Consider the following 20,564-nt stretch of genomic DNA (forward strand, 5'->3'; position numbering starts at 1 on the left):
GCCGAGCGTGGGCTCGGCTCTACAGCGGCAATCAGAACCGGTAGCGCGCGCCCAGCGAAACGAACTGACCGCGCAGGTTGTACTGGCTGATGTCGAAGCCGCTGGAGCCGCCGGCCGGATCGAACGGCGGGTCCTTGTCGGTCAGGTTCAGCACCGACAGTGACAGCGTGGTCTTCGGAATGCCCTCGTAGGCCACGTACAGGTCCAGCTGATGGTAGGGCTTGACCTTGTCGCGCAGGCCCGGATTGCTGGTGGCGGTGGCCACGCGCTGGTCATAGCCGCTCACGTACTGCAGGCTCAGCGTGCTGCTCCAGTCACCTACTGCCCAGTTCAACGAGGTGGTACCGCGCGTGCGTGGAAGGGCGCCATGGCGGTTGTTGCCGGCGCCGTCATACGGCGCCTGTCCAGCCACCAGCGGCTGCTTGAAGCTGAGCAGGTGGGTCCAGCTGCCGGCCACGGTGAAGTTGCCCCAGCCATCGGTGCGGAAGGTGCGGTTGGCTTCCAGGTCGATGCCCGAGGTGGTCAGTTCGCCCTGGTTGGCGTACTGGTTGGTGATGATCTGGATGCGGCCCTGTGCATCGCGCTGCACGCGGCCGGGGAACAGGTCCGGGTTGTTGACGATGAACTGCGCGCTGTCCGGCTTGACCAGGTTGTCCTGTTCGATGCGGTACCAGTCCAGGCCGATGCTGGAATCGGCATCCGGTGACCACACCGCGCCGACATTGAGGTTGCGCGAGCGTTCGGCTTTCAGGTCCGGATTGCCGGTGCGCAGGTTGGTCACACCACGGCTGCCGCCGGGCTGCAGTGGATCGAACGGATCGACCACCGAGCCGTAGCTGATGGTCTGCCCCGGTGCGATCTCCGGCAGCGACGGTGCACGGAAGCCACGCGAGAACGAGCCGCGCAGCAGCAGGCTGTCCAGCGGCTGCCAGCGCAGCGCGAACTTCGGCGAGAACGCCTTGCCGAAGTCATCGTAGTGATCACCGCGGCCGGCAACCTGCAGCTCCAGCGTGCGATGCAGCGGCACGCTGAACTCGGCATAGGCGGCACTGACCTGGCGTTCGCCGTCGACGATGTTGATCGCCGGGCGCAGCTCGGTACCAGACAGCACCTGCGCACTGGTGCGCGCGTCCAGCGATTCCTTGCGGAATTCCGCGCCCCAGGCGAAGCCGATCGCACCGGCCGGCAGTTCCCACAACGAGGTCGATGCCTTGATGTTGAGCGAGTGCAGCTTGTACCAGCCCGAACGCTTGGTCTGCAGGCGCAGGTCATCCAGTGCGCCCGGCGTGCTGGACGGGTCGAGGAAGTTGTAGCTGCCATCGCGCAGGATCTGCTGGAAGGCGTAGCGATCCACGAAGTTGTCCACGTACTCGCGCTGCGCGCTCTGCGAGGTCAGTGCGGCCACTTCCCAGTCCCAGCGTTCACCGGTGCCACGCACGCCGGCCAGGGCGCGGTAGAACACCTGGGTGTTGTCCTTCAGGCGCGGGCCGAGATCGAAGAAGGTGTATTCGAACGGCAGCGGCGCGCTGCCCGGATTGTTCGGATGGCCGACCGGCAGCACGGCGGCGATATCGGTCAACGTGCCGGTGGCGGGATTGTAGGCACGCAGGCCGGGGCCGACCGTCAGCGGCGCGCTGAAGATCTGGTCGGCCTTGTTGTGGCTGTACAGCACATCAGCGAAGGCTTCGACGCTGTCATTGAAGCGGTAGGTCGCGCTCAACGATGCCTGCAGGCGCTCGGCGCCGGGCTGCAAGGTCTTGAACGGCTGCGCGTTGAAGGCGCAGGCCTGGCCGGGCAGGGTGCTGCCGAAGTCACTGTAGGGACGCAGCTCGCTGCCATCGGGGCAGGACGAGAACGGCTGCGGCGCGCGCGGGTTGGCCAGCGTGTTGCCGCCAGCGGTGGACCAGCCGGCCAGGCGGCCACCGGGCTTGTCGCGGAAATCGCCGTCGCGGGTGTACGCGCGCTGGTCAGCATCGAGGCGGTCGCGCTTGAGCAGATCCAGCCCGAACAGCACGTTCCAGCCCTGCTGTTCGAGGTCACCGAAGCCGGCCAGCAGGTTGGCCTTGCGCTCGTTCAGGCCGCCCTGGGTGGCGGTGCCGAAGCCGCCGCCGACCTCCACGCCCTGGAAATCACGACGCAGGATGATGTTGATGACGCCGGCGATGGCGTCCGAGCCGTACACCGCCGAGGCACCATCCTTCAGCACTTCGATGCGCTCGACCGCACTGATCGGCAGCGCGTTGAGGTCGACGAAGGTGTCCTGGGTGTTGAGCGCGAAGCCGAAGTTGGCCACGCGGTAGCCATTGACCAGCACCAGCGTGTTCTTCGGCGACAGGCCGCGCAGGCCGATCGACGCCGAGCCCGCAGCGAAGCTGCCGGTGTACTGCTCGTCGAAGCTGTTGCCGGCGTTGGCCGACAGGTTGCGCAGCACGTCGGTAAGGGTGGAGCGGCCGGTCTGCAGGATCTGCTCGCGTGTGACGATCTGCACCGGGTTGGGGCCGGCGGTGTCGCTGCGCTTGATGTTCGAGCCGGTCACCAGCACGGTGCCGAGGGTGGTGCTGTCCTTGCCGGTATCGGCGGTTTCAGCGGCGCCGGCAGTGCCGGTGACGATGGCCAGCGCGACCGCGCTGGAAAGCAGGGTGGTGCGATACATGGAAGCGACTACGCCAAACGGGGGAGGAGCCGTCAGTACCGCACGCGGGCCTGTGCGCCTTCCAATGACGAAAGCGCATTCAGTTATACATCACAGGTTCTTAACGAAAGTCAGCGCCCTTGGTGGAGTGGCCTGTGCTCCGGTGGGTGCGGACCGTTGGTCCGCACGCTCCTGACGGGTCAGAGCCCTTTCCTTGTGGAAAGGGATCCGACCCGGAGACCATCAAGGCCGCAGCAGCACCTTGCCATTGCGACCCGAGCCAGCGCCGGCCTTTGCGGCCTGGGCGATGTCGTCCAGGGCGAAGATCCGCTCCACCGGCAGGGTCAGTTCACCGCCGGCCGCACGCTTCAGCAACTCGCCAACCAGCCTGCGCTTGTCTTCCACCGCCATCGCCTGGCTGACCTTGCTGCCCCAGAAGCCCTTCACCGTGGCTTCCTTGTAGATCAGGCCACCGGCGGGAATGCGCATCGGCTCGCCGCTCATCACGCCGAACGAGACCAGGGTGCCGTGGTGACCGAGCAGGTCGACCAGGTCGCCGCTGGCATCGCCACCGATGGAATCGACTGCAGCCGCCGCCTGTTCTTCGCCGGTGGCTTCGCGCACGCGGTCCTTCCAGCCGTCCACCGAGGTATCGAACACGTGATCGATGCCGAGTGCCTGCAGCTGCGCCACAGCATCCGCGTTGCGCACCAGGTTGGCCACATGTACACCGCGTCCCTTTGCCAGCATCGCCAGCGATTTGCCGACGGCACCGTTGGCGGTGTTCTGCACGACCCACTGGCCCCGCTCGACGCGCAGGAACTCCAGCAGCATCAGCGCGCTCAGCGGCATGGCGATCAGCTGTGCGGCCATCTCGTCGGGGATCGACTCCGGCATCGGGATCACCATCCGCGCCGGCGCGATGAAGGCTTCTGCCCAGGTGCCATGCACCGAGGCAGCGGCAACACGCTGGCCGATCTGCAGGCCATCGACGCCCTCGCCGAGCGCATCGACCACGCCCAGTGCTTCGCTGCCACCGATCGCCGGCAACGTCGGCTTGTAGCCGTACAGGCCACGCACGGTCAGCAGGTCGTGATTGTGGATCGAGGCCAGCACAGTGCGGATGCGCACCTCGCCGGGGCCGGGTTCGGGCAGTGCGGCGTCGGCAACGGCAAGGACGTCGGCCGGGTCGCCGAAGGAGGAGTACTGGGCAGCGCGCATGAGCGGTGTTCCGGAAAAGTTGATGTGCTACCGAACTGGGGACGTGTGCGGCGTCAACAAGGTGATGGAGGTGCAACACGGCATCCTGCGACCGATGGTCGCGACATGACGTGATTACTGCATCTTGTGTTGACGGTTCGGAACATCCCCACTATGTTGTGGCTGTCACTCCCGGTCAGCCGCCGCCGCCGGACATGCAGCAAACGTCCCGCGGCCCGCCCCTGAAGGCTTGCCGTGTCGACGCGGCCGCCATCGTGCGGACGCAGGTCGCCCCCACGGCCCGGATACCGGCCGCAGGCGCAGGCAGATGCCGACGACCTACGTTCCTGCACCCTGGCGCTTCACCCGTTCGCTCCGCGCGCCGGTATCGCGTGCAGGGCCGCCATGGCATCGGGCGCCGACGCGCGTACGAGCCTGGAGTTCCACCACCATGACCGACAGTACCTTCCGCGTGGCCGACCTGGCCGGCGCCGGCGACGCCATGCGCGCCAGCGGCGAGCGCGTGCCGACCTGGATCACCAAGGAAGCCGGCAACCGACGCCTGCCGTACGATGCGGCACGCCTGTTGCGCAGCATCGATACCATCCACGCCGAGCTGCCGCAGCTGGATGTGGCCGACTACCGCCGCGTGGTGCTGGCGATGGTCGAGCGCAAGCCCAGCATCAGTGCCGATGATCTGGTGGATCTGCTGATCCGCGAAGCGGAATCGCGGGTCGATCTTGTCGCACCCGAATGGGAGCAGTTCGCCGCACGCCTGTACCTGCGCCGGCTGTACAAGCGCGCCAGCCGCAACCGCTTCTACGACGTCAGCCTGAAGTACGGCTCCTTCGTGGGCCTGCAGGAAAGCCTGGCCGACCGCGGCGTCTACAGCAACGACATCCTGCGCTGCTATTCGAAGGAAGAGCTGCAGCAGGCCGGCGAGATGATCGACCCCGAGCGCGATCGTCTGTTCGCCTACAACGGCCTGTACCTGCTGGCCACACGCTATCTGGCCACCGACCGCAGCCGCGAGGTGTATGAGCTGCCGCAGGAACGCTGGCTGACCATCGCCCTGTACCTGATGCAGAACGAGGGCGGGCCGGGTGAGAGCGGCCGTGTGCGCCGCATGCAGCTGGTGGGCGAGGCCTACTGGGCACTGTCCAACCTGTACATGACGGTGGCCACGCCAACCTTGGCCAACGCTGGCAAGGTCGGTGGCCAGCTGTCGAGCTGCTTCATCGATACCGTCGATGACAGCCTGCAGGGCATCTATGACTCCAACACCGATATCGCCCGCGTGTCCAAGCACGGCGGCGGTGTGGGTGCGTACCTGGGGTACGTGCGCAGCAGTGGCGCGCCGATCCGCGGCGTACCCAACTCGTCCGGCGGTGTCGTGCCATGGATCAAGCAGCTCAACAACACCGCGGTGTCGGTCGACCAGCTCGGCCAGCGCAAGGGCGCGGTGGCGGTGTACCTGGACATCTGGCATCGCGACATCGAAGCCTTCATGGACCTGCGCCTGAACAACGGCGACCAGCGCCTGCGCGCGCACGATGTGTTCACCGCGATCTGCGTGCCCGATCTGTTCATGGAGGCGGTCGAGCGCCGTGCCGACTGGTACCTGTTCGATCCGCACGAGGTGAAGCAGGCCAAGGGCTGGTACCTGCAGGACTTCTACGACGAGAAGCGCGGGCAGGGCAGCTTCCGCGACCGCTACGCCGAACTGGTGGCCGACGAACGCATCAGCCGCCGCACGGTGAAGGCGATCGACCTGTTCAAGCGGATCATGCTCAGCCAGCTGGAAACCGGCAATCCGTTCCTGTTCTACCGCGACGAAGTGAACCGGAAGAACCCGAACAAGCACGCGGGCATGGTCTATTCCAGCAACCTGTGCACCGAGATCCTGCAGAACATGAGCCCGACGCGGATGATCCAGGAGATCGTCAGCGGCGATCAGATCGTCACCACCCGCCGTGCCGGTGACTTCGTGGTCTGCAACCTGTCATCGATCAACCTGGGCCGTGCCATCACCGCCCCAGAGGATCTGCTGGCCACGGATGTGCTGGAGCGGTTGATTCCGATCCAGGTGCGCATGCTCGACAACGTGATCGATCTCAATGCGCTGCCGGTGCCGCAGGCCACCATCACCAACCGCAAGTACCGCGCCATCGGCCTGGGCACGTTCGGCTGGCATCACCTGCTGGCACAGCAGGCGATCCACTGGGAATCGCCCGAGGCCGAGGAACTGTCCGATCGCCTGTTCGAACGCATCAACTTCCTGACCATCCAGGCCAGCGCGCAGTTGGCCAGGGAGAAGGGCAGCTACCCGATGTTCGCCGGCAGCGACTGGCACAACGGCAACTATTTCCGTGACCGCGATTACAGCGGCGCTGCCTGGGACAGTCTTGCACGCGAGGTGGGGACGAACGGCCTGCGCAACGGCTGGCTGCTGGCAGTGGCGCCGAACATGAGCACCGCACAGATCGCCGGTTCCACCGCGTCGATCGATCCGATCTACAGCGCGTTCTACTACGAGGAAAAGAAGGACTTCCGGCGGCCGGTGGCTGCGCCCGGGCTGTCGCTGGAAACCTGGCCGTACTACGAGAAGGGCGCCTACAAGGTCGACCAGTTCGCCAGCGTGCGGCAGAACGCGCGCCGCCAGCGCCATGTCGACCAGTCGATCAGCTTCAATCTCTACGTGCCGAGCACGATCCGCGCCAGCACGTTGCTGGAGCTGCACCTGAGTGCCTGGCGGGAAGGGCTGAAGACCACCTACTACGTGCGCTCCAACGACATCGACATCAGCGAATGCGAGTGGTGCTCGAGCTGATCGCTGCGCCCCAGCCGCGGTAGCGCCGGGCCATGCCCGGCGAGCGCACCGCGCGGCCACCGTACATTCCGCCGGGCATGGCCCGGCGCTACCTCTGCAGGAACGACCATGGCAACACCCCTCGACCGCATCAAGATCCTCGAACCGCGCCACCCCAACCGCAGCACCGGCATCATCAACGGCCGCACCAGCGGCATCCTGAACTGGAACGACATTCCCTACCCGTCGTTCTATCGCGCCTACAAGGAGCTGTCGACCAACTTCTGGATCCCCGACGAGGTGGACATGAAGGTGGATGCACGCCAGTACGGCGAGCTCAACGCGCGCGAGAAGAACGCCTACGATTCCATCATCGGCCTGCTGGCTACTCTTGATTCGCCGCAGACGCGTTTCATCTACAACGTCGCCGAGTACATCACCGACCCGGCCGCGCACGCCAATGCAGCGATCATCGGCCAGCAGGAGGTGATCCACAACGAGAGCTACAGCTACGTGCTGGCTTCGATCACCGACCTGCCGAACCAGAACCGCATCTTCGAGATCGCCCGTACCCACCCGACCATCATCAAGCGCAACGCGCCGATCATGGGGGCCTACGATGACTTCATGCGCGAGAAGACCGCCGAAACTCTGCTGAAGTCGTTGATCCAGTCCTCGATCCTGGAAGGCATCAACTTCTATTCCGGTTTCGCGTACTTCTACAACATGGTGCGGCAGAACCGCATGAACGGCACCGGCAAGATCATCAGCTTCATCAACCGTGACGAACTGGCCCACACCAAGTTCATCAGCGAGCTGATCCGCGCCATCATCGGCGAGAATCCGGAGCTGCAGACCAACGAGCTGACCGCTTACGTGCACCAGTCGTTCGAACATGCCATTGAACTGGAAACCCAATGGTCGGCGGAGGTGCTGGACGGCATCGACGGCATCGACGTGGACGAGATGGTGCGCTACGTGAAGTACCGCGCCAACAAGATGGCCGGCATGCTCGGCATCGAGCGCCTGTACAGCGACACCACCGACAACGTGATGCCGTGGATCAAGGCCTACGCCGACAACTTCACCGAGACCAAGACCGACTTCTTCGAGATGCGCAATGCAAGTTACAAGAAGACCAACGTCGACAACGGCTTCGACGACCTCTGAACGCGGCCCGGCGCTGCGCATCCTGATCGTGGTGGCATCGCTCAGTGGCAACACCCGCGAGCTCGGCCGCCACATCGCCGAGCGTTGCCGGGCCGCAGGCCACGCCGTGCACTGGCAGGACGCCGACGACCTGCGCCAGTGTCCGTCGCTGCCGGTGGACGAGGCCGACCTGGTGCTGCTGGGTTGTTGGACCGACAACGCCGGACGCACACCGTCGGAGATGAAGGCCTGGGTGGCAGGCATCGCCGAACGCGGCCAGCGGCCGCGTCAGGTGGCGGTGTTCGGCACCGGCGAAACGCAGTGGGGGCAGGAGTACTACTGCGGTGCGGTGCACCGGCTGATCCGCTATTTCCACAGCGGCTACCCGCCGCTGGAGATCGAACAGATGCCCCATGGCCAGCGGCATGCCGCGGCCATCAACCGCTGGACCGACGCGGTCCTGGATCATTACTGGAGTACCACCGATGCAGATCATCGACGCCACCACGCCTGAGCAGTTCCAGCAGTTGCTGGCCGACCATCCGCGCGTGCTGGTGGACTTCCACAAGGACCAGTGCCCGGGTTGCCGGATGCTGGACATGTCGCTGCAGCGGGTGGCCAGCGGCACTGCAGGGCAGGGCACGACCCTGCTGCGGGTGCAGCTGGAAGTGGTGGGCGAGGCGTTCTTCCGCGAGCTGGGCCTGCGGCAGACCCCCACGCTGTCGCTGTTCCGTGATGGCGACGAATGCATGCGCATGCCGGGCTTCCAGTCGCCGCAGCAGATCGAAGCGGCGATCGCGGAGTTCCTGTAGCCCAGGATCAGGGTCGGATCCCTAGCCTGTGGCAAGGGATCCGACCCCGGGCGCGCGGATCAACCGCCAGCGAACGTATCCACCAGCAGCTTCACGTTCAGCACCACGATCACCAGCGCGATCACCCAGGCGATGCTGCCCAGCCAGCGCGGCGCCACCAGCGCACCCATCGTCATCTTGTCGGTGACGATCCGTACCAGCGGAATGATCGCGAACGGCAGCTGCATCGACAGCACCACCTGGCTCAGCACCAGCAGCTTCACTGCGCCCTGGTCGCCGAACAGCATGATCACCACCACCACCGGGATGATGGCCAGCGCGCGGGTGATCAAGCGCCGCAGCCACGGCGGCAGGTGCAGGCGCAGGAACCCTTCCATCACGATCTGCCCGGCCAATGTCGCCGTCACGGTGGAGTTCAGGCCGGAAGCGAGCAGCGCCACGGCGAACAATGTCGAGGCCAGGCCCACGCCCAGCATCGGCGCCAGCAACTGGTGCGCCTGCTCGATGTCTTCCACATCGAAGCGGCCATTGGCATGGAACACCGACGCCGCCAGGATCAGGATGCTGGCGTTGATGAACAGCGCCAGGGTCAAGGCAACGGTGCTGTCGGTGACTGCCCAGCGCAGCGCGCTGCGACGGCCTTCATCGGTGCGTGGATAGGCACGGGTCTGCACGATGGAAGAGTGCAGGTACAGGTTGTGCGGCATCACCGTGGCACCGATGATGCCGATGGCGATGTACAGCGCATGCGGATCAGTGACCACCTGCGCGCGCGGAATGAAACCGCCCAGCACCTGCATCACCGGCGGCGCGGCCAGCGCGATCTGCACCATGAAGCAGCCGAAGATCACCAGCAGCAGCGCGATCACGAAGGCTTCCAGCGCGCGGAAACCACGGTTCATCAGCAGCAGCACCAGCAGCGTGTCCAGCGCGGTGATCACCGCGCCCCACAGCAATGGCAGGTCGAACAACAGTTTCAAGGCAATGGCCGTGCCGATCACTTCGGCCAGGTCGCAGGCGATGATCGCCGCTTCGCACAGCGCCCACAGCGCCAGGTTCACCGGCTTGGGGTAGCGCGCACGGCAGGCCTGCGCCAGGTCCATGCCGGTGGCGATGCCCAGCCGTGCCGACAACGCCTGCAGGATCACCGCCATCAGGTTGGAGATCAGGATGACCGACAGCAGCAGGTAGCCGAAGCGCGAGCCGCCTGCCAGATCGGTGGCCCAGTTGCCCGGGTCCATGTAACCGACCGACACCATGTAGCCCGGGCCAAGGAAGGCCAGCAGCCGGAACCACCAATGGCCTTTGTCGGGTACGGCAATCGAAGCGTTGAGCGCACCCAGGCTGGCCGGAGTGGAGGCGGCAGAATCGGTGGGTGCGACGGTGTTCATGGCTGCCAATATAGCCACTGCTATATCGCATAGCAATGTGAAACAATCGTCTTTACTGCGTCACTGGTCCAGAATTCAGGTTCGCACCCGATGACAACTGCAGGACAGGCACACGCGTGGGCAAGACGGACGATTCGACATCGCTGAAAAGCACCCCCTTGATCGAGGCCGAACGCCAGGTCGAGAGCTTCCGGCAAGTGCGCGAGGCACACCGGATGGAACTGGTGGAGGACTATGTCGAGCTGATCTCGGACCTGCTGGCCGACGGCGGCGAGGCCCGCCAGGTCGACATCGCCACCCGCCTGGGCGTGGCCCAGCCGACGGTGGCGAAGATGCTGCGCCGGCTGGCCCGTGACGGCTGGGTGGTGCAGCGCCCGTACCGCGGCGTGTTCCTGACCCCCGAGGGCGAGGCGTTGGCCCATGCCAGCCGCCAGCGCCACCAGACCGTGGAACGCTTCCTGCTGGCGCTGGGCGTGGACCCGGATACCGCGCGACGTGATGCCGAAGGCATCGAGCACCATGTCAGTGAACAGACACTGGCTCTGTTCGACGAATTCGTGCGCAAGGCCGAGGGCGGCTGAGTCGCGGTTTCTATACTGCTGTTCGCGCGGTATGGAATGAGTGCATCCACGCATGGCGTGGATCTACTCGCGGAATCTGCTTTCTGTAGAGCCGAGCCATGCTCGGCTGCTGTTCGCGCGGTGATGAAATGAGTCGAGCATGGCTCGACTCTACAATTCAGGAGGGCAGCGCGCCTGTTCCTGAGCACACGCCCGTTTCGTCCATTCCTGCAATACCGGCTGAAGGCCTCCGTAGCGCCGTCCCTGCCAGCCATTGGCCAGCACCGTGCCCTGCGCATCGATCAGCACCAGGTTGGGCGGGGCCGGGCCCGCCAATGCCTGCAGTGCCGGCATGCGCTTCGCGCGACGCGGGTCCAGCACCGGCCACGGCATGTCCTGCAGCTGCATGTAGCGCCGCAACGCCGCCTCGCTTTCATCCAGGCTGACATACACCACTTCGGTATCGGCGCCGGCCTCGCGCAGCGCGTCGCGCACGCCGCGCAGGGTCGGCACGAAGGCGTGGCAGGGTGCGCACCAGTCGGCACCGAAGTACAGCGCGATCAGCTTCGGCGGTGGCGACCACTGCAGCGGCCGCAGGGCACGTGGCTCGGGCCGCATCAGCGACGCGGAGACCTGCGCGTGCAGGTCGGCCGCCGTGGCCGGCCATGCCAGTGCCAGCAGCAGTGCGGGCAGCCACCTAGAACGCATAACGCAGGTTCACGTACCACGAGCGGGCGAAGCGAGGACCGTACACGTAGTCGCTGTCGCGCAGCGCGCCGCTTTCCAGATCCTTCTGCCGTTGGTCGAACACGTTCTTGACCCCGGCCGCCACCGACACTTCCTGCTGTGCCTGCGCGCCCAGGTGGCGATGCCAGCGCGCGCCGAGATCGGTGACCAGGAACGCGCGGGTGCGGTGCAGTTCGCCCAGCCGGTTGTTGAGCACCGGCATCGATCCGGTGTGGCGCAGCGCCAGGAACGTCTCCCAGGGTTCGGCGGGCATCCAGCTGAGCTGGGCCACGCCGGTCCAGCGCGGCGTCTTCAGGTAGTCGCGGCTGTCGATCACCGTATCGCCGCCGTCGCCGGTGTCATCGAAGATGCGTTGCGGCTCGCGGAACTGCGAGCGGTACCACGACGCGCCGGCCGTCAGCCGCCATTGCGGTGAGGGCTGCCAGCCGACGTTGGTTTCCATGCCCAGTACGTTCGAGCCGGACGCGTTGTAGCGCAGCTGTGTCAGCTGGCCATCATCGCCGCGCTGGATCTCGCCCAGCGCAAAGGTGTCACGGATGCGTGCGTAGGACGCGGTGGCGTCCCAGCTCCATACCGGGTCGGCCGGGTCGGAGCGCCAGTCAAATCCGAACAGGGTGGTCAGCGCGCGCTCCTCCTTCAGGCCACGGGTGTTGCGCACGCGCACCTGTTCGCCACCGAGGGTATCGACGTGGACATCCTCGACGAAGATTTCCGGCGCACGGAAGCCGGTGGCGACGCCCGCACGCCATTTCAGCCGGGGAGTCGCCTGCCAGGCGAGGGCGATACGCGGTGAGAACACGGCGCTGTCCAGTTCCGAACTCTTGTCGACGCGCGCACCCAGCACCAGGTCGACGTCATCGCGTACGCTCCATTCGTCCTGCACGAACGCGCCGAGGTTGTGGAACGTCGCATCCTCGAGCACGGCCAGGCGCTGGCCGGCGCCATCGCGGTTGTCGTCACGCAGGCCCTCATGCTTGTACTGCACGCCGAACGCAAGCGTGTGTGCACCCAACCGCCAGTTCAACTGGCTGTCGATGTAGTGCAGCGGGTTGTGGGTGCGCCCGTACTGGCGCCACGAGCGTGATGCGGCACTGCCGGGCACGTTCGGGTCCAGCTGCGAAGGGTCGTAGCCGGGCGCCGATGGATCGGTGACCACATCGCCAAGACCGCCATAGAAGCTGTCGCGGTCGATGTCAGCGAAGGCGTAGGCCAGACGGAAGTTGACGTCGCTGTTCACTTCCTGGTCCCATGACAGGCTGCCGCGACGGTAGTTCGTATCCAGCGATTCGGCGATGTTGGCCAGGTGTTCGGGCTGGTCGAGGCGATTGCCACCGCGACGGCTCTCATCGGTCACCTGCAGGTCCAGCCGCAGGCGCGTGCCCGGATTCGGTGCATACCAGGCCTGCAGGCCACCGACCTTGAGGTTCTTGCGGGTGATCTCGGTATAGCCGTCGCCGTTGTAGTCGATGCCGCTGTTCCAGTTGCGCTGGGCGATCACCGACAGTCCCGCGTCGGCTTCGCTGGCGACCAGATCCAGACGGACGTCCGCGTTTTTCTGCGGCGTGCCCTTCAGCACATCCACGCCGGCCTGCACATGGCCACCGCTGCGTGCAGGCAGCGGCGGAATCAGATTGATGACACCGGCCACCGCGCCCGGCCCGTACAGCGACGAACCACCGCCTTTGACCACTTCGATGCGGTCGACGAAGCCGGCGGGAATCTGTTCCAGCCCGTACACGCTGCCCAGCGTGGACAGCAGTGGAATGCCATCGAACAGCAGCTGGTTGTAGGCACCGGGAAGGCCCAGCAGCTGCACCTCGCTGGTGTTGCAGTTCTGGCAGTTGCTTTCCACCCGCAGGCCGTTGATCAGCTCGACCGCGCGGGAGAAATCGGTGGCCGCGCGCAGGGCGATGTCTTCCTTGCGCAGTACTTCGGTGCGGATCGGCACGTCCGACAGCAGGCGTTCGCTGCGCGTGGCGGTGCTGACTTTCACCTGCACCCGGTCCAGCTCGGTGGGTGAGGGCGGTGCAGCGACTGCGGCCAGTGGCAGGGCGGCGGCGATACCGGCAGCCAGCGGCAGCCGGCGAAGAAGGGAGGCAGCAATGCGCATGAGGGCGTCGTCCTTGGGGAGGGAGGGCGGCGAGGGTGACCTGGCTGGCGCACATGAAAGCAGAAGCTCATCAACATAGCAATTGCTATATTGTCGTTTCAGCTTGCGGCGGGACCGTAGTCTTTACTCGAATTCGAGTGTTATAACATTACACAATGCGCACGGAAGCGTGCCGGTGGTCATGCACCGGAAGGGGTCAGCCGCGACGGAAGGCGGCGGGAGTGCGCGCGCCGACGATGATCATGCGGATCATCGTGGAGATCTGTTCGACCAGTTCCGGGTCGTTCTCCGGAGGCTGGTCCATGGCCGAAGCGCCCATCGCAAACACCAGCCGGGTGATCGCCATCGACACCAGTTCCGGCTTGTACAGCACCGCGCCATCCAGTGCGGCCAGGCGCACCAGGTCGTGCTGCAGCTCTTCTTCGAAGTAGTGCAGTTCGCGTTCGACCGCGTGCTTGAAATCGTCCGAGCCGACCGCGCCTTCGCGCAACAGCACGTGCAGCAGCTTGTCGTCGGCGCGCAGCTGTTCCATGAAGGTTTCCACCGACACGCGCACCACGCTGGTGGCGCTGGACGTAGCGCGCTGGCGGGCTTCGCCGATGATGGTGCGCAGTGAGCGCCCGGCCACGTCGATCAGGGCAACGGCCAGTTCGTCCATGTCGCGGAACTGTCGATAGAAGCTGTTGGGTGCGATGCCGGCCTCACGCGCGACTTCGCGCAGGCTGAGGGTGGACAGGCTGCGATGCGGGCCGATCAGTTTCAACGCGGCGGCCAACAGATCCTCGCGGCTCACCGTACGGCGGGCCGGGCTGTTGGCATCTTCAGGCGGAGACAGAACGGTGGCGGCGGCCATGGCACTTCCGGTGGGGCAAGGCTGAATCATACCCAATCCGGTGCAATATACACATGTATACACAGCTGTGTGTGCGGCCGTATAGTGCGCCCATGAGCGCTGTCGTCCGACCTTCCCTGCTTTCCCCGTACCGCTGGCTGTCGCCGTCGCTGTTCGACTTCTGGGCGGGCCAGCTGAATCCGTTGTGGACCCTGCGTGAGCCGATGGCCCGCCTGGTACGGCGCGAGCCGGCCGGCGAGGGCGCCGCGACCCTGGTCCTGCGCTGCAACCGGCACTGGGCCGGGATGCGCGCCGGCCAGCACGTCACCCTCGGCGTTGAGCTTGAGGGGCGTGTATTGCGCCGCAGCTACAGCCCGACTCGCCTGGGTCGCCGCGAGCTGGCCATTACCGTCAAGGCGGTGGAAGGCGGCAAGGTCAGCCAGTATCTGGTCGCACATGCCAAGCCGGGCGACCTGTTCCGGCTGGACGCGGCCTTCGGTGATTTCCACATGCCTGCCGCCGCGCCGGTATTGCTGCTGGCAGCCGGTAGCGGCATCACGCCCATGCGCAGCCTGCTGCGCGACGCCTGCCAGCGGCCGCTGGCTGCGCCGGTCGACCTTTTCTACTGGGAGCGCAGCACTGCGGCGTTCCAGTTCCGCGATGAACTGCTGGCGCTGGCAGCGGCGCATCCGAACCTGCGCGTGCACCTGCTGGCCACCCGCGAAGGCGACGTGCCGGCTTCGCGTATCGACAGCCACACGCTGGCCGTGGCCGGTGACGACACCCCGCTGGCGCAGCGCCATGTACTGGCCTGCGGCCCGGACGGTTTCGTTGCCGCTGCGCGCACGCGACTGGCCCAGCAGGTGGCCGGTTTCCAGGCGGAAGCCTTTACCCCACCGGCCGCACTCAGTGATGCCGACAGTCTGGGCGAGGTCGCATTGACCCTGGCCCGCAGCGGCCGGCGGCTGATCGTGCCGCGCGGCCGCTCGCTGCTGGAAAGCCTGGAGGCGCAGGGCATCGCGCCCAAGCACGGCTGCCGCATGGGCATCTGCAACAGCTGCACCTGTGAACGCGTCAGTGGCACCACCCGCCACCTGCGCACCGGCGACACCCAGTCCGAAACGGCCGTGCCGGTGCGGATCTGCGTGAGCGCGCCGACCACCGACCTGACCCTGGATCTCTGAGGACCCCGCTGCCATGACCCGCGCTACCGACCGTGCCCTGAGCCCTGCCGAGATGCAGACGTTTGGTGAGGAACTCGATGCGATCCGCGACCGTGTGATCGGCAGCCTCGGCGCGTCCGACACCCGCTACATCCGCCGCGTCGCAGCGGCTGTGCGCTGGTCCGGCGTGCTTGGCCGCAGCCTGCTGTTCCTTGGCGCGTTCTCGCCGTTGTTCTGGACGCCGCTGCTGTGGCCGGCATGCATCGCCGGCACCCTGCTGCTGGCGCTGGCCAAGATCCTGGAAAACATGGAGCTGGGCCACAACGTCATGCACGGCCAGTACGACTGGACCGGCGACCCCAAGCTCAACGGCAACACCTACGAATGGGACATCGTTGCCACCGCCGACAACTGGCGCAAGACCCATAATTTCCGCCACCACACCTACACCAACGTGCGTGGCATGGACGATGACATCGGCTATGGCCTGCTGCGCATCTTCCCGGAACAGCGCTGGAAGCCGTTCTACCTGCTGCAGCCGATCATCGCGCCGATCTTCGCGCTGCTGTTCCAGTGGGGGGTGGCTGCGCAGGATCTGCGCCTGGGTCGCTGGTTCAAGGGCCGCATCAGCAGCCGCGCGATGTGGCTGCAGACCCGTCCGGTGGCACGCAAGATGATCCGCCAGGTGCTGAAGGACTACGTGTTCTTCCCGCTGCTGGCCGGTCCGTTCTTCCTGCCGGTGATGCTGGGCAACATGGTGGCCAACGGCCTGCGCAACATCTGGACCTACGTGATCATCTTCTGTGGGCACTTCACCGCCGAATCGGAAACGTTCCCGAAGGAATGCCTGCGCAATGAATCGCGCGGCCACTGGTACCTGCGCCAGCTGCGCGGTTCGTCCAACATCAGCGGTGGTTTCGTGATCAACGTGCTGTCGGGCAACCTCAGCCACCAGATCGAGCACCACTTCTATCCGGATCTGCCGGCCAACCGCTACGCGGCGATCGCCAAGGAAGTGAAGGACATCTGCCGTCGTTACGGCCAGCACTACAACAACGGCTCGCTGCCGCGGCAGTTCACCCAGGTGGTCTGGCGCATCCTGCGCCACGCGTTCCCGAGCAAGCCGCGCCGCCTGCCGATGCCGGACATCATGCCGGCACCGGCATCGGCCAACGCCGGCTGATTGTTCAGCCGGCCTTCGCCAACAGCGCAGGCGACTCGCGGTCCAGCCTGCGCAGGAACACCTGCATCTCCTTGCGGGCCTGCTGGTCGCCCTTGCTGCCAGCCACGCTGAGCCCGCGCTGCCACGCTTCGCGCGCCGCCTGTGGCTGGCCACCGGCCAGCCATGCCTTGCCCAGCAATTTCCACGCTGCCGAATAATCCGGGTCCAACACCACGCAGCGCCCCAGATGGGTGGCTGCGCGCACCGGATCGCCGGCGTCCAGCCAGCTTTTGCCCAGGCCGAAGCGCAGCAGCGCGCTGTCCTTGCCGGCGGCGAGCATCTTTTCCAGCGTGTTGATGTCCATCAGCGCACCTCCACCAGGGTTTCCACCGGACCGGCCTGGAAGCGCCCGCGATGGAACAGCAGCGGTGCGCCGCCTTCTTCCTGCACATCGACGATGCGCCCGGCCAGCAACAGGTGATCGCCGACCGGCCACTGCGCGTGGCGGGTGCAGGTGAGGTGGACGACGGCACCGGCGATCCGCGGTGGTGCGTCCTCGCCGTCGTCCAGCAAGGGCACGTCGGCGAATCGATGGCGCACCTGCGGGTCGGCGAAACGGCGCGCCAGGGCTTCCTGTCCGGCGCCGAGCACGCTGATCGCGAACCGGGTGGCCCGCTGGAACGTGGATAGGCTCTGCGCATGCAGGGCCAGGTTCCACAGCACCAGTGGCGGCTGCAGCGAGATCGGCACGAACGAGTTGATGGTCAGGCCCTGCGGCTTTCCCTGTGCATCACGCGCGCAGACGATCGCCACACCGGTAGGGAAATGGCCGAGCAACCGCCGCAGCGCACGTGGCGGCAGGCTGACCGACGGCACCGGTGCCGGAGCGGGGAAGACCCCTGCCCACGGCCCGGCGTAGGCACCGGAGTCCGCGTTCATGCGGCCCTGGCCTGGCGGTAGCGCCGGCCGACTTCGGCCCAGTTGATGAGGTTGAAGAACGCGCCGATGTAGTCCGGGCGGCGGTTCTGGTAATGCAGGTAGTAGGCGTGCTCCCACACATCCAGGGCAAGGATCGGGGTATTGCCGGAGGCGCCAGCCGCTGCGCCCATCAGGGGGCTGTCCTGGTTGGCGCTGCTTTCGACCTGCAGGCGGCCGTCGCGATCGACGGTCAACCACGCCCAGCCACTGCCGAAGCGGGTCTGCGCGGCCTTGCTGAATGTCTCTTTGAAGGCGTCGTAACCGCCGAGGTCGCGATCGATGGCGGCGGCAAGCTCGTCATCGGCCGTGCCGCCGTTGGCACTGAGGACGGTCCAGAACAGGCTGTGGTTGGCGTGGCCGCCGCCGTTGTTGCGCACGGCGCCGCGGATCGATTCGGGCAGCGCATCCAGATCGGCGATCAGGGCTTCCACCGGCTGCGCCGGCAGGCCCGCCTGTTCCAGCGCGGCATTGAGGTTGTTGACGTAGGTCTGGTGGTGCTTGCCGTGGTGGATTTCCATCGTGCGCGCATCGAAGTGCGGTTCGAGGGCGTCGTAGGCATAGGGGAGGGCGGGAAGCGAGTACGACATCGAGACAGTCTCCGTGGGGAAGGCCAGGGGTGTGGCCGTGGGGAGACTGTTATCGCACCTCAACATTGGTTGAGGTCAAGCGGCAACGAAGCTTCAGTAGTGCCAGCCCATGGCTGGCAACTTCATACACTCCGAGCTGCCAGCCATGGGCTGGCACTACTGAACCCGCTTTTGGAACCCTCACCGGCGGGTAGTGCCGGCCGCTGGCCGGCAGCTGGTGATGGTCGGGGCTGCCGGCCAGCGGCCGGCACTACCGGTATCCGTCGAGTTCTGCGTCTGGCGTCAGCTCAACCAATCCTTGCACGCGCTATCAACCTGATCACCACAGGCGGTCTGCATCCGCTGCTGCAACCGTGCCAGCGTCTCCGCACCCTTGTGCTTCGCGCTCCACGCCTGCAGTTGTCCGGCCAGCCGTTCGAAGCGCTGACGCGTGCGCTGGTGGTAGCCGGAGGGCTGCTTGTCCAGTTCGGCGATCAACGCCTCGGTGGCCTGCTCGATGCGCGCTGCATCATCCGGCGCCAGCCGCAGCAGGCCTTCCACGTACAGCACGCCCCACTGCACGCGCGTGGCAGGTCCCTGCGCGCCTTCGTAGGCACGCTTCAACCATTCCAGGGCGCCGGCGGTATCACCGCGCTGCTCGGCCAGTTCGGCCAGCTCCGGCATGTAGTAGTAAGGCTGCTCGCTGCGCTTCAGCTCGGCCAGCAGCAAGGCCTCGGCGCCCGCATCGTCATCGACCTGACGCAGCGCGTAGACGGCACTGCTGATGGTGGCCTGGCGCGCATGCGCGTCCGTCGCGGCGGCATCGGCGGCGGCCACGCGCTGCTTTACCCGCTCAACCAGGGCTGCCGGCAGCGCGCCTTCGGGCTGCTGCTGGCGGGCCAGTCCCAGCTCGGTCAGTGCGCGTGACAAGGCGTCGTCAGCGCGATCACCGCGCGCGGCATCGGCACGTTCCAGCGCGACCAGCAGCTGCTGGCCGAGGGCATTGCTGCTGGCCGGACCGGCGGTGGCCTGCTTGACCAGCCCGGCGCCGGCATACCCCAGCAGCTCGCGGTTGCGACGTACTTCCGCCGGTTGCGCCAGCACGGCCTGCAACAGCTCGCGTACCTGGGTGGGCGCTGTCGTCGGTTTTTCGGCTGTAGCCAAGGCCAGCAGCACGAAGCGGCGCTGCAGCGCAGGTTCGGGCGCGGCCTTGGCCAGCTGCTGCAGCACGTCCTGGGTGCTGCGCTTGCCGGCCAGGCGGTTGGCATCGACCTCCCAGCCGTAGTCGCCCAGCACCTGCCAGTCTTCGGCGCCAAGCGTGGCCGGCGTCGCCAGTGCGGTGGCCAGAGTCTCGGCGACAGCGCTGCGGCGGCTGGCGGCGACGGTCAGTGCCCGGGTCAGTTCGGCCACGTCGTTGCCGCCGGCCACGCGGGTGATTTCGTTGCGCTGCGGGTCGAGCACGATCAGGGTCGGATAGCCGCGCACGCCGAAGCGTTCGCCCCACGCCTGCGCACCTTCCTCGTCGCCGTCCAGGTACACCGGCACGAATTTGCCGGTCAGGGCGATGAAGGCCGGATCCTTGAACAGCCCGGCCTTGAGCTGGTTGCACGGTGGGCACCACACCGCGCCCCAGTACAGCAGCACCGGCTTGCCACTCTCGGCGGCTTCGTTGAAGGCATCATCCACATCGCCCTGGCGCCAGGCGATGGCGGAGGCCGGGGCGGTGGCTGCCGCCTGCGCCGTCGGCACCGGAGCGGAAGCGGGTGAGCAGGCGCTCAGGGCCGAGGCCAGCAGCAACATGGAAAGCGCGACGCGCATCGGCAGCATCTCGAAGGACAGGGTGATGGGCCATTGTAGGAACGGTCGGGGTGCTGGCTGATGCAGTTTGCTTATGTCGCACGCGCAGCACGGCATGTGGGCTGGAGATCAGTGCGGACCAAGGTTCGCATCCGCCGAAGCGGGCACCGTCAACACCAGCGGTTGGTAGATCAGGCCGTTGAACTGGCCGACGTCACCATCCAGCACGAATCCATAGTGTTCGTAGGCGGGCACCGCGTTGAGCGAGGCGCGCACGGTCATCTGCGGGCCTCGCACCTGCGGCAGCACCGCCTGCAGCAGGGCACGACCAATGCCTTGCCCCTGCAGTTCGGGCGCGACGAACAGCATCGCCAGGTGCTGGCCTGCCTTCAGTTCCACCACGCCGACCACCTGGCCTTCCTGTTCGGCCACGAGGATGTGGTTGTCGCCCTGCAGCCGCTCGGCGAACGCGGAGGCTGCGGCCACCGTGCCGAACGTGGCGATGCCCTCGGCGGTGAGCATGGGCGCAACGGCTGCAGTGAACGCCGCCATGCACACCGCGCTGATCGCGGGCAGGTCATCGACGTGGGCGGGGCGGATCCTGGGCATGCGCTGTACTTCCTGTGGCGGGACGACATCAATGCCCCACGCTAAGC

The 20,564-nt window shown here is 66.3% G+C and carries 18 protein-coding genes; 7 read left to right on the forward strand and 11 right to left on the reverse strand.

Going from position 1 to position 20,564, the window contains the following annotated elements; translation table 11 throughout:
• Positions 1-31 precede the first annotated feature (31 nt).
• Positions 32-2,653: a TonB-dependent receptor gene (locus QOL57_RS15615; protein ID WP_089235899.1), complete on the reverse strand. Its 2,622-nt coding sequence runs from the start codon at positions 2,651-2,653 to the stop codon at positions 32-34.
• 222 nt (positions 2,654-2,875) lie between these two features.
• Positions 2,876-3,853, reverse strand: a complete 978-nt coding sequence (locus QOL57_RS15620; protein WP_089235898.1) for a zinc-binding dehydrogenase — start codon at positions 3,851-3,853, stop codon at positions 2,876-2,878.
• Between the two features lie 481 nt (positions 3,854-4,334).
• On the opposite strand from QOL57_RS15620, the gene QOL57_RS15625 reads away from it, so the two are divergent.
• The 4 genes from QOL57_RS15625 (at position 4,335) to QOL57_RS15640 (ending at position 8,602) form a co-directional block, all read left to right on the forward strand.
• On the forward strand, positions 4,335-6,662 hold the full coding sequence (locus QOL57_RS15625; protein WP_244900703.1) for a ribonucleoside-diphosphate reductase subunit alpha: 2,328 nt from the start codon (positions 4,335-4,337) through the stop codon (positions 6,660-6,662).
• A 108-nt stretch (positions 6,663-6,770) separates the two neighbouring features.
• On the forward strand, positions 6,771-7,811 hold the full coding sequence (locus tag QOL57_RS15630) for a ribonucleotide-diphosphate reductase subunit beta (RefSeq protein ID WP_025878567.1): 1,041 nt from the start codon (positions 6,771-6,773) through the stop codon (positions 7,809-7,811).
• 13 nt (positions 7,812-7,824) lie between these two features.
• The gene (locus QOL57_RS15635) at positions 7,825-8,304 is read left to right on the forward strand and encodes a flavodoxin (protein ID WP_244900701.1); all 480 of its coding nucleotides are present in this window, start codon (positions 7,825-7,827) and stop codon (positions 8,302-8,304) included.
• Entirely contained in the window at positions 8,276-8,602 is a 327-nt protein-coding gene (locus tag QOL57_RS15640; RefSeq protein ID WP_089235895.1) for a thioredoxin family protein, read from the forward strand. Before QOL57_RS15635 ends, QOL57_RS15640 begins: the two co-directional genes overlap by 29 nt.
• Before the next feature lie 59 nt (positions 8,603-8,661).
• Here QOL57_RS15640 and QOL57_RS15645 read toward each other — a convergent pair whose 3' ends face one another.
• Positions 8,662-9,993: an Nramp family divalent metal transporter gene (locus tag QOL57_RS15645; RefSeq protein ID WP_089235894.1), complete on the reverse strand. Its 1,332-nt coding sequence runs from the start codon at positions 9,991-9,993 to the stop codon at positions 8,662-8,664.
• Between the two features lie 116 nt (positions 9,994-10,109).
• Here QOL57_RS15645 and mntR point away from each other — a divergent pair, with 116 nt between their 5' ends.
• Positions 10,110-10,574 (forward strand): manganese-binding transcriptional regulator MntR, encoded by a 465-nt coding sequence (gene mntR, locus QOL57_RS15650; RefSeq protein ID WP_089235893.1) that lies wholly within the window; start codon positions 10,110-10,112, stop codon positions 10,572-10,574.
• A gap of 150 nt (positions 10,575-10,724) precedes the next feature.
• Here mntR and QOL57_RS15655 read toward each other — a convergent pair whose 3' ends face one another.
• The 3 genes from QOL57_RS15655 to fabR all read right to left on the reverse strand — a co-directional run bounded on the left by QOL57_RS15655 (position 10,725) and on the right by fabR (position 14,263).
• Complete coding sequence (locus QOL57_RS15655) at positions 10,725-11,261, reverse strand: thioredoxin-like domain-containing protein (RefSeq protein WP_089235892.1); 537 nt, start codon at positions 11,259-11,261, stop codon at positions 10,725-10,727.
• On the reverse strand, positions 11,251-13,410 hold the full coding sequence (locus QOL57_RS15660; RefSeq protein WP_089235891.1) for a TonB-dependent receptor: 2,160 nt from the start codon (positions 13,408-13,410) through the stop codon (positions 11,251-11,253). Before QOL57_RS15660 ends, QOL57_RS15655 begins: the two co-directional genes overlap by 11 nt.
• A gap of 196 nt (positions 13,411-13,606) precedes the next feature.
• Positions 13,607-14,263 (reverse strand): HTH-type transcriptional repressor FabR, encoded by a 657-nt coding sequence (gene fabR / locus QOL57_RS15665; RefSeq protein ID WP_033831321.1) that lies wholly within the window; start codon positions 14,261-14,263, stop codon positions 13,607-13,609.
• A 53-nt stretch (positions 14,264-14,316) separates the two neighbouring features.
• Here fabR and QOL57_RS15670 point away from each other — a divergent pair, with 53 nt between their 5' ends.
• Positions 14,317-15,426, forward strand: a complete 1,110-nt coding sequence (locus QOL57_RS15670) for a ferredoxin reductase (RefSeq protein ID WP_089235890.1) — start codon at positions 14,317-14,319, stop codon at positions 15,424-15,426.
• Between the two features lie 13 nt (positions 15,427-15,439).
• Entirely contained in the window at positions 15,440-16,588 is a 1,149-nt protein-coding gene (locus QOL57_RS15675; RefSeq protein ID WP_089235889.1) for an acyl-CoA desaturase, read from the forward strand.
• Positions 16,589-16,592: 4 nt separating this feature from the next.
• On the opposite strand, the gene QOL57_RS15680 is transcribed toward QOL57_RS15675, so the two are convergent.
• The 5 genes from QOL57_RS15680 to QOL57_RS15700 all read right to left on the reverse strand — a co-directional run bounded on the left by QOL57_RS15680 (position 16,593) and on the right by QOL57_RS15700 (position 20,517).
• The gene (locus tag QOL57_RS15680; protein ID WP_089235888.1) at positions 16,593-16,931 is read right to left on the reverse strand and encodes a tetratricopeptide repeat protein; all 339 of its coding nucleotides are present in this window, start codon (positions 16,929-16,931) and stop codon (positions 16,593-16,595) included.
• Positions 16,931-17,506, reverse strand: coding sequence for a flavin reductase family protein (locus QOL57_RS15685; protein WP_089235887.1), 576 nt, complete (start codon positions 17,504-17,506; stop codon positions 16,931-16,933). Before QOL57_RS15685 ends, QOL57_RS15680 begins: the two co-directional genes overlap by 1 nt.
• Positions 17,503-18,132 carry a superoxide dismutase gene (locus QOL57_RS15690; protein WP_089235886.1) on the reverse strand — a complete coding sequence of 210 codons (630 nt, stop codon included), beginning with the start codon at positions 18,130-18,132 and terminating at the stop codon, positions 17,503-17,505. Before QOL57_RS15690 ends, QOL57_RS15685 begins: the two co-directional genes overlap by 4 nt.
• Positions 18,133-18,414: 282 nt before the next feature.
• A complete protein-coding gene (locus tag QOL57_RS15695) occupies positions 18,415-19,938 on the reverse strand; it encodes a thioredoxin family protein (RefSeq protein ID WP_089235885.1) in 1,524 nt (507 codons plus the stop codon).
• Between the two features lie 99 nt (positions 19,939-20,037).
• Entirely contained in the window at positions 20,038-20,517 is a 480-nt protein-coding gene (locus QOL57_RS15700) for a GNAT family N-acetyltransferase (protein WP_089235884.1), read from the reverse strand.
• Positions 20,518-20,564: the final 47 nt, after the last annotated feature.

The sequence above is a fragment of the Stenotrophomonas sp. yr243 genome (assembly GCF_900184195.1).
GTDB lineage: Bacteria > Pseudomonadota > Gammaproteobacteria > Xanthomonadales > Xanthomonadaceae > Stenotrophomonas > Stenotrophomonas lactitubi.

Excerpts from the sequence above, each read along its gene's own strand:
- QOL57_RS15615 (WP_089235899.1), bottom strand. The coding sequence starts at position 2,653 with ATGTATCGCACCACCCTGCTTTCCAGCGCGGTCGCGCTGGCCATCGTC.
- QOL57_RS15620 (WP_089235898.1), bottom strand. The coding sequence starts at position 3,853 with ATGCGCGCTGCCCAGTACTCCTCCTTCGGCGACCCGGCCGACGTCCTT.
- QOL57_RS15625 (WP_244900703.1), top strand. The coding sequence starts at position 4,335 with ATGCGCGCCAGCGGCGAGCGCGTGCCGACCTGGATCACCAAGGAAGCC.
- QOL57_RS15630 (WP_025878567.1), top strand. The coding sequence starts at position 6,771 with ATGGCAACACCCCTCGACCGCATCAAGATCCTCGAACCGCGCCACCCC.
- QOL57_RS15640 (WP_089235895.1), top strand. The coding sequence starts at position 8,276 with ATGCAGATCATCGACGCCACCACGCCTGAGCAGTTCCAGCAGTTGCTG.
- QOL57_RS15645 (WP_089235894.1), bottom strand. The coding sequence starts at position 9,993 with ATGAACACCGTCGCACCCACCGATTCTGCCGCCTCCACTCCGGCCAGC.
- QOL57_RS15655 (WP_089235892.1), bottom strand. The coding sequence starts at position 11,261 with ATGCGTTCTAGGTGGCTGCCCGCACTGCTGCTGGCACTGGCATGGCCG.
- QOL57_RS15660 (WP_089235891.1), bottom strand. The coding sequence starts at position 13,410 with ATGCGCATTGCTGCCTCCCTTCTTCGCCGGCTGCCGCTGGCTGCCGGT.
- fabR (WP_033831321.1), bottom strand. The coding sequence starts at position 14,263 with ATGGCCGCCGCCACCGTTCTGTCTCCGCCTGAAGATGCCAACAGCCCG.
- QOL57_RS15670 (WP_089235890.1), top strand. The coding sequence starts at position 14,317 with ATGTATACACAGCTGTGTGTGCGGCCGTATAGTGCGCCCATGAGCGCT.
- QOL57_RS15675 (WP_089235889.1), top strand. The coding sequence starts at position 15,440 with ATGACCCGCGCTACCGACCGTGCCCTGAGCCCTGCCGAGATGCAGACG.
- QOL57_RS15680 (WP_089235888.1), bottom strand. The coding sequence starts at position 16,931 with ATGGACATCAACACGCTGGAAAAGATGCTCGCCGCCGGCAAGGACAGC.
- QOL57_RS15685 (WP_089235887.1), bottom strand. The coding sequence starts at position 17,506 with ATGAACGCGGACTCCGGTGCCTACGCCGGGCCGTGGGCAGGGGTCTTC.
- QOL57_RS15690 (WP_089235886.1), bottom strand. The coding sequence starts at position 18,132 with ATGTCGTACTCGCTTCCCGCCCTCCCCTATGCCTACGACGCCCTCGAA.
- QOL57_RS15695 (WP_089235885.1), bottom strand. The coding sequence starts at position 19,938 with ATGCTGCCGATGCGCGTCGCGCTTTCCATGTTGCTGCTGGCCTCGGCC.
- QOL57_RS15700 (WP_089235884.1), bottom strand. The coding sequence starts at position 20,517 with ATGCCCAGGATCCGCCCCGCCCACGTCGATGACCTGCCCGCGATCAGC.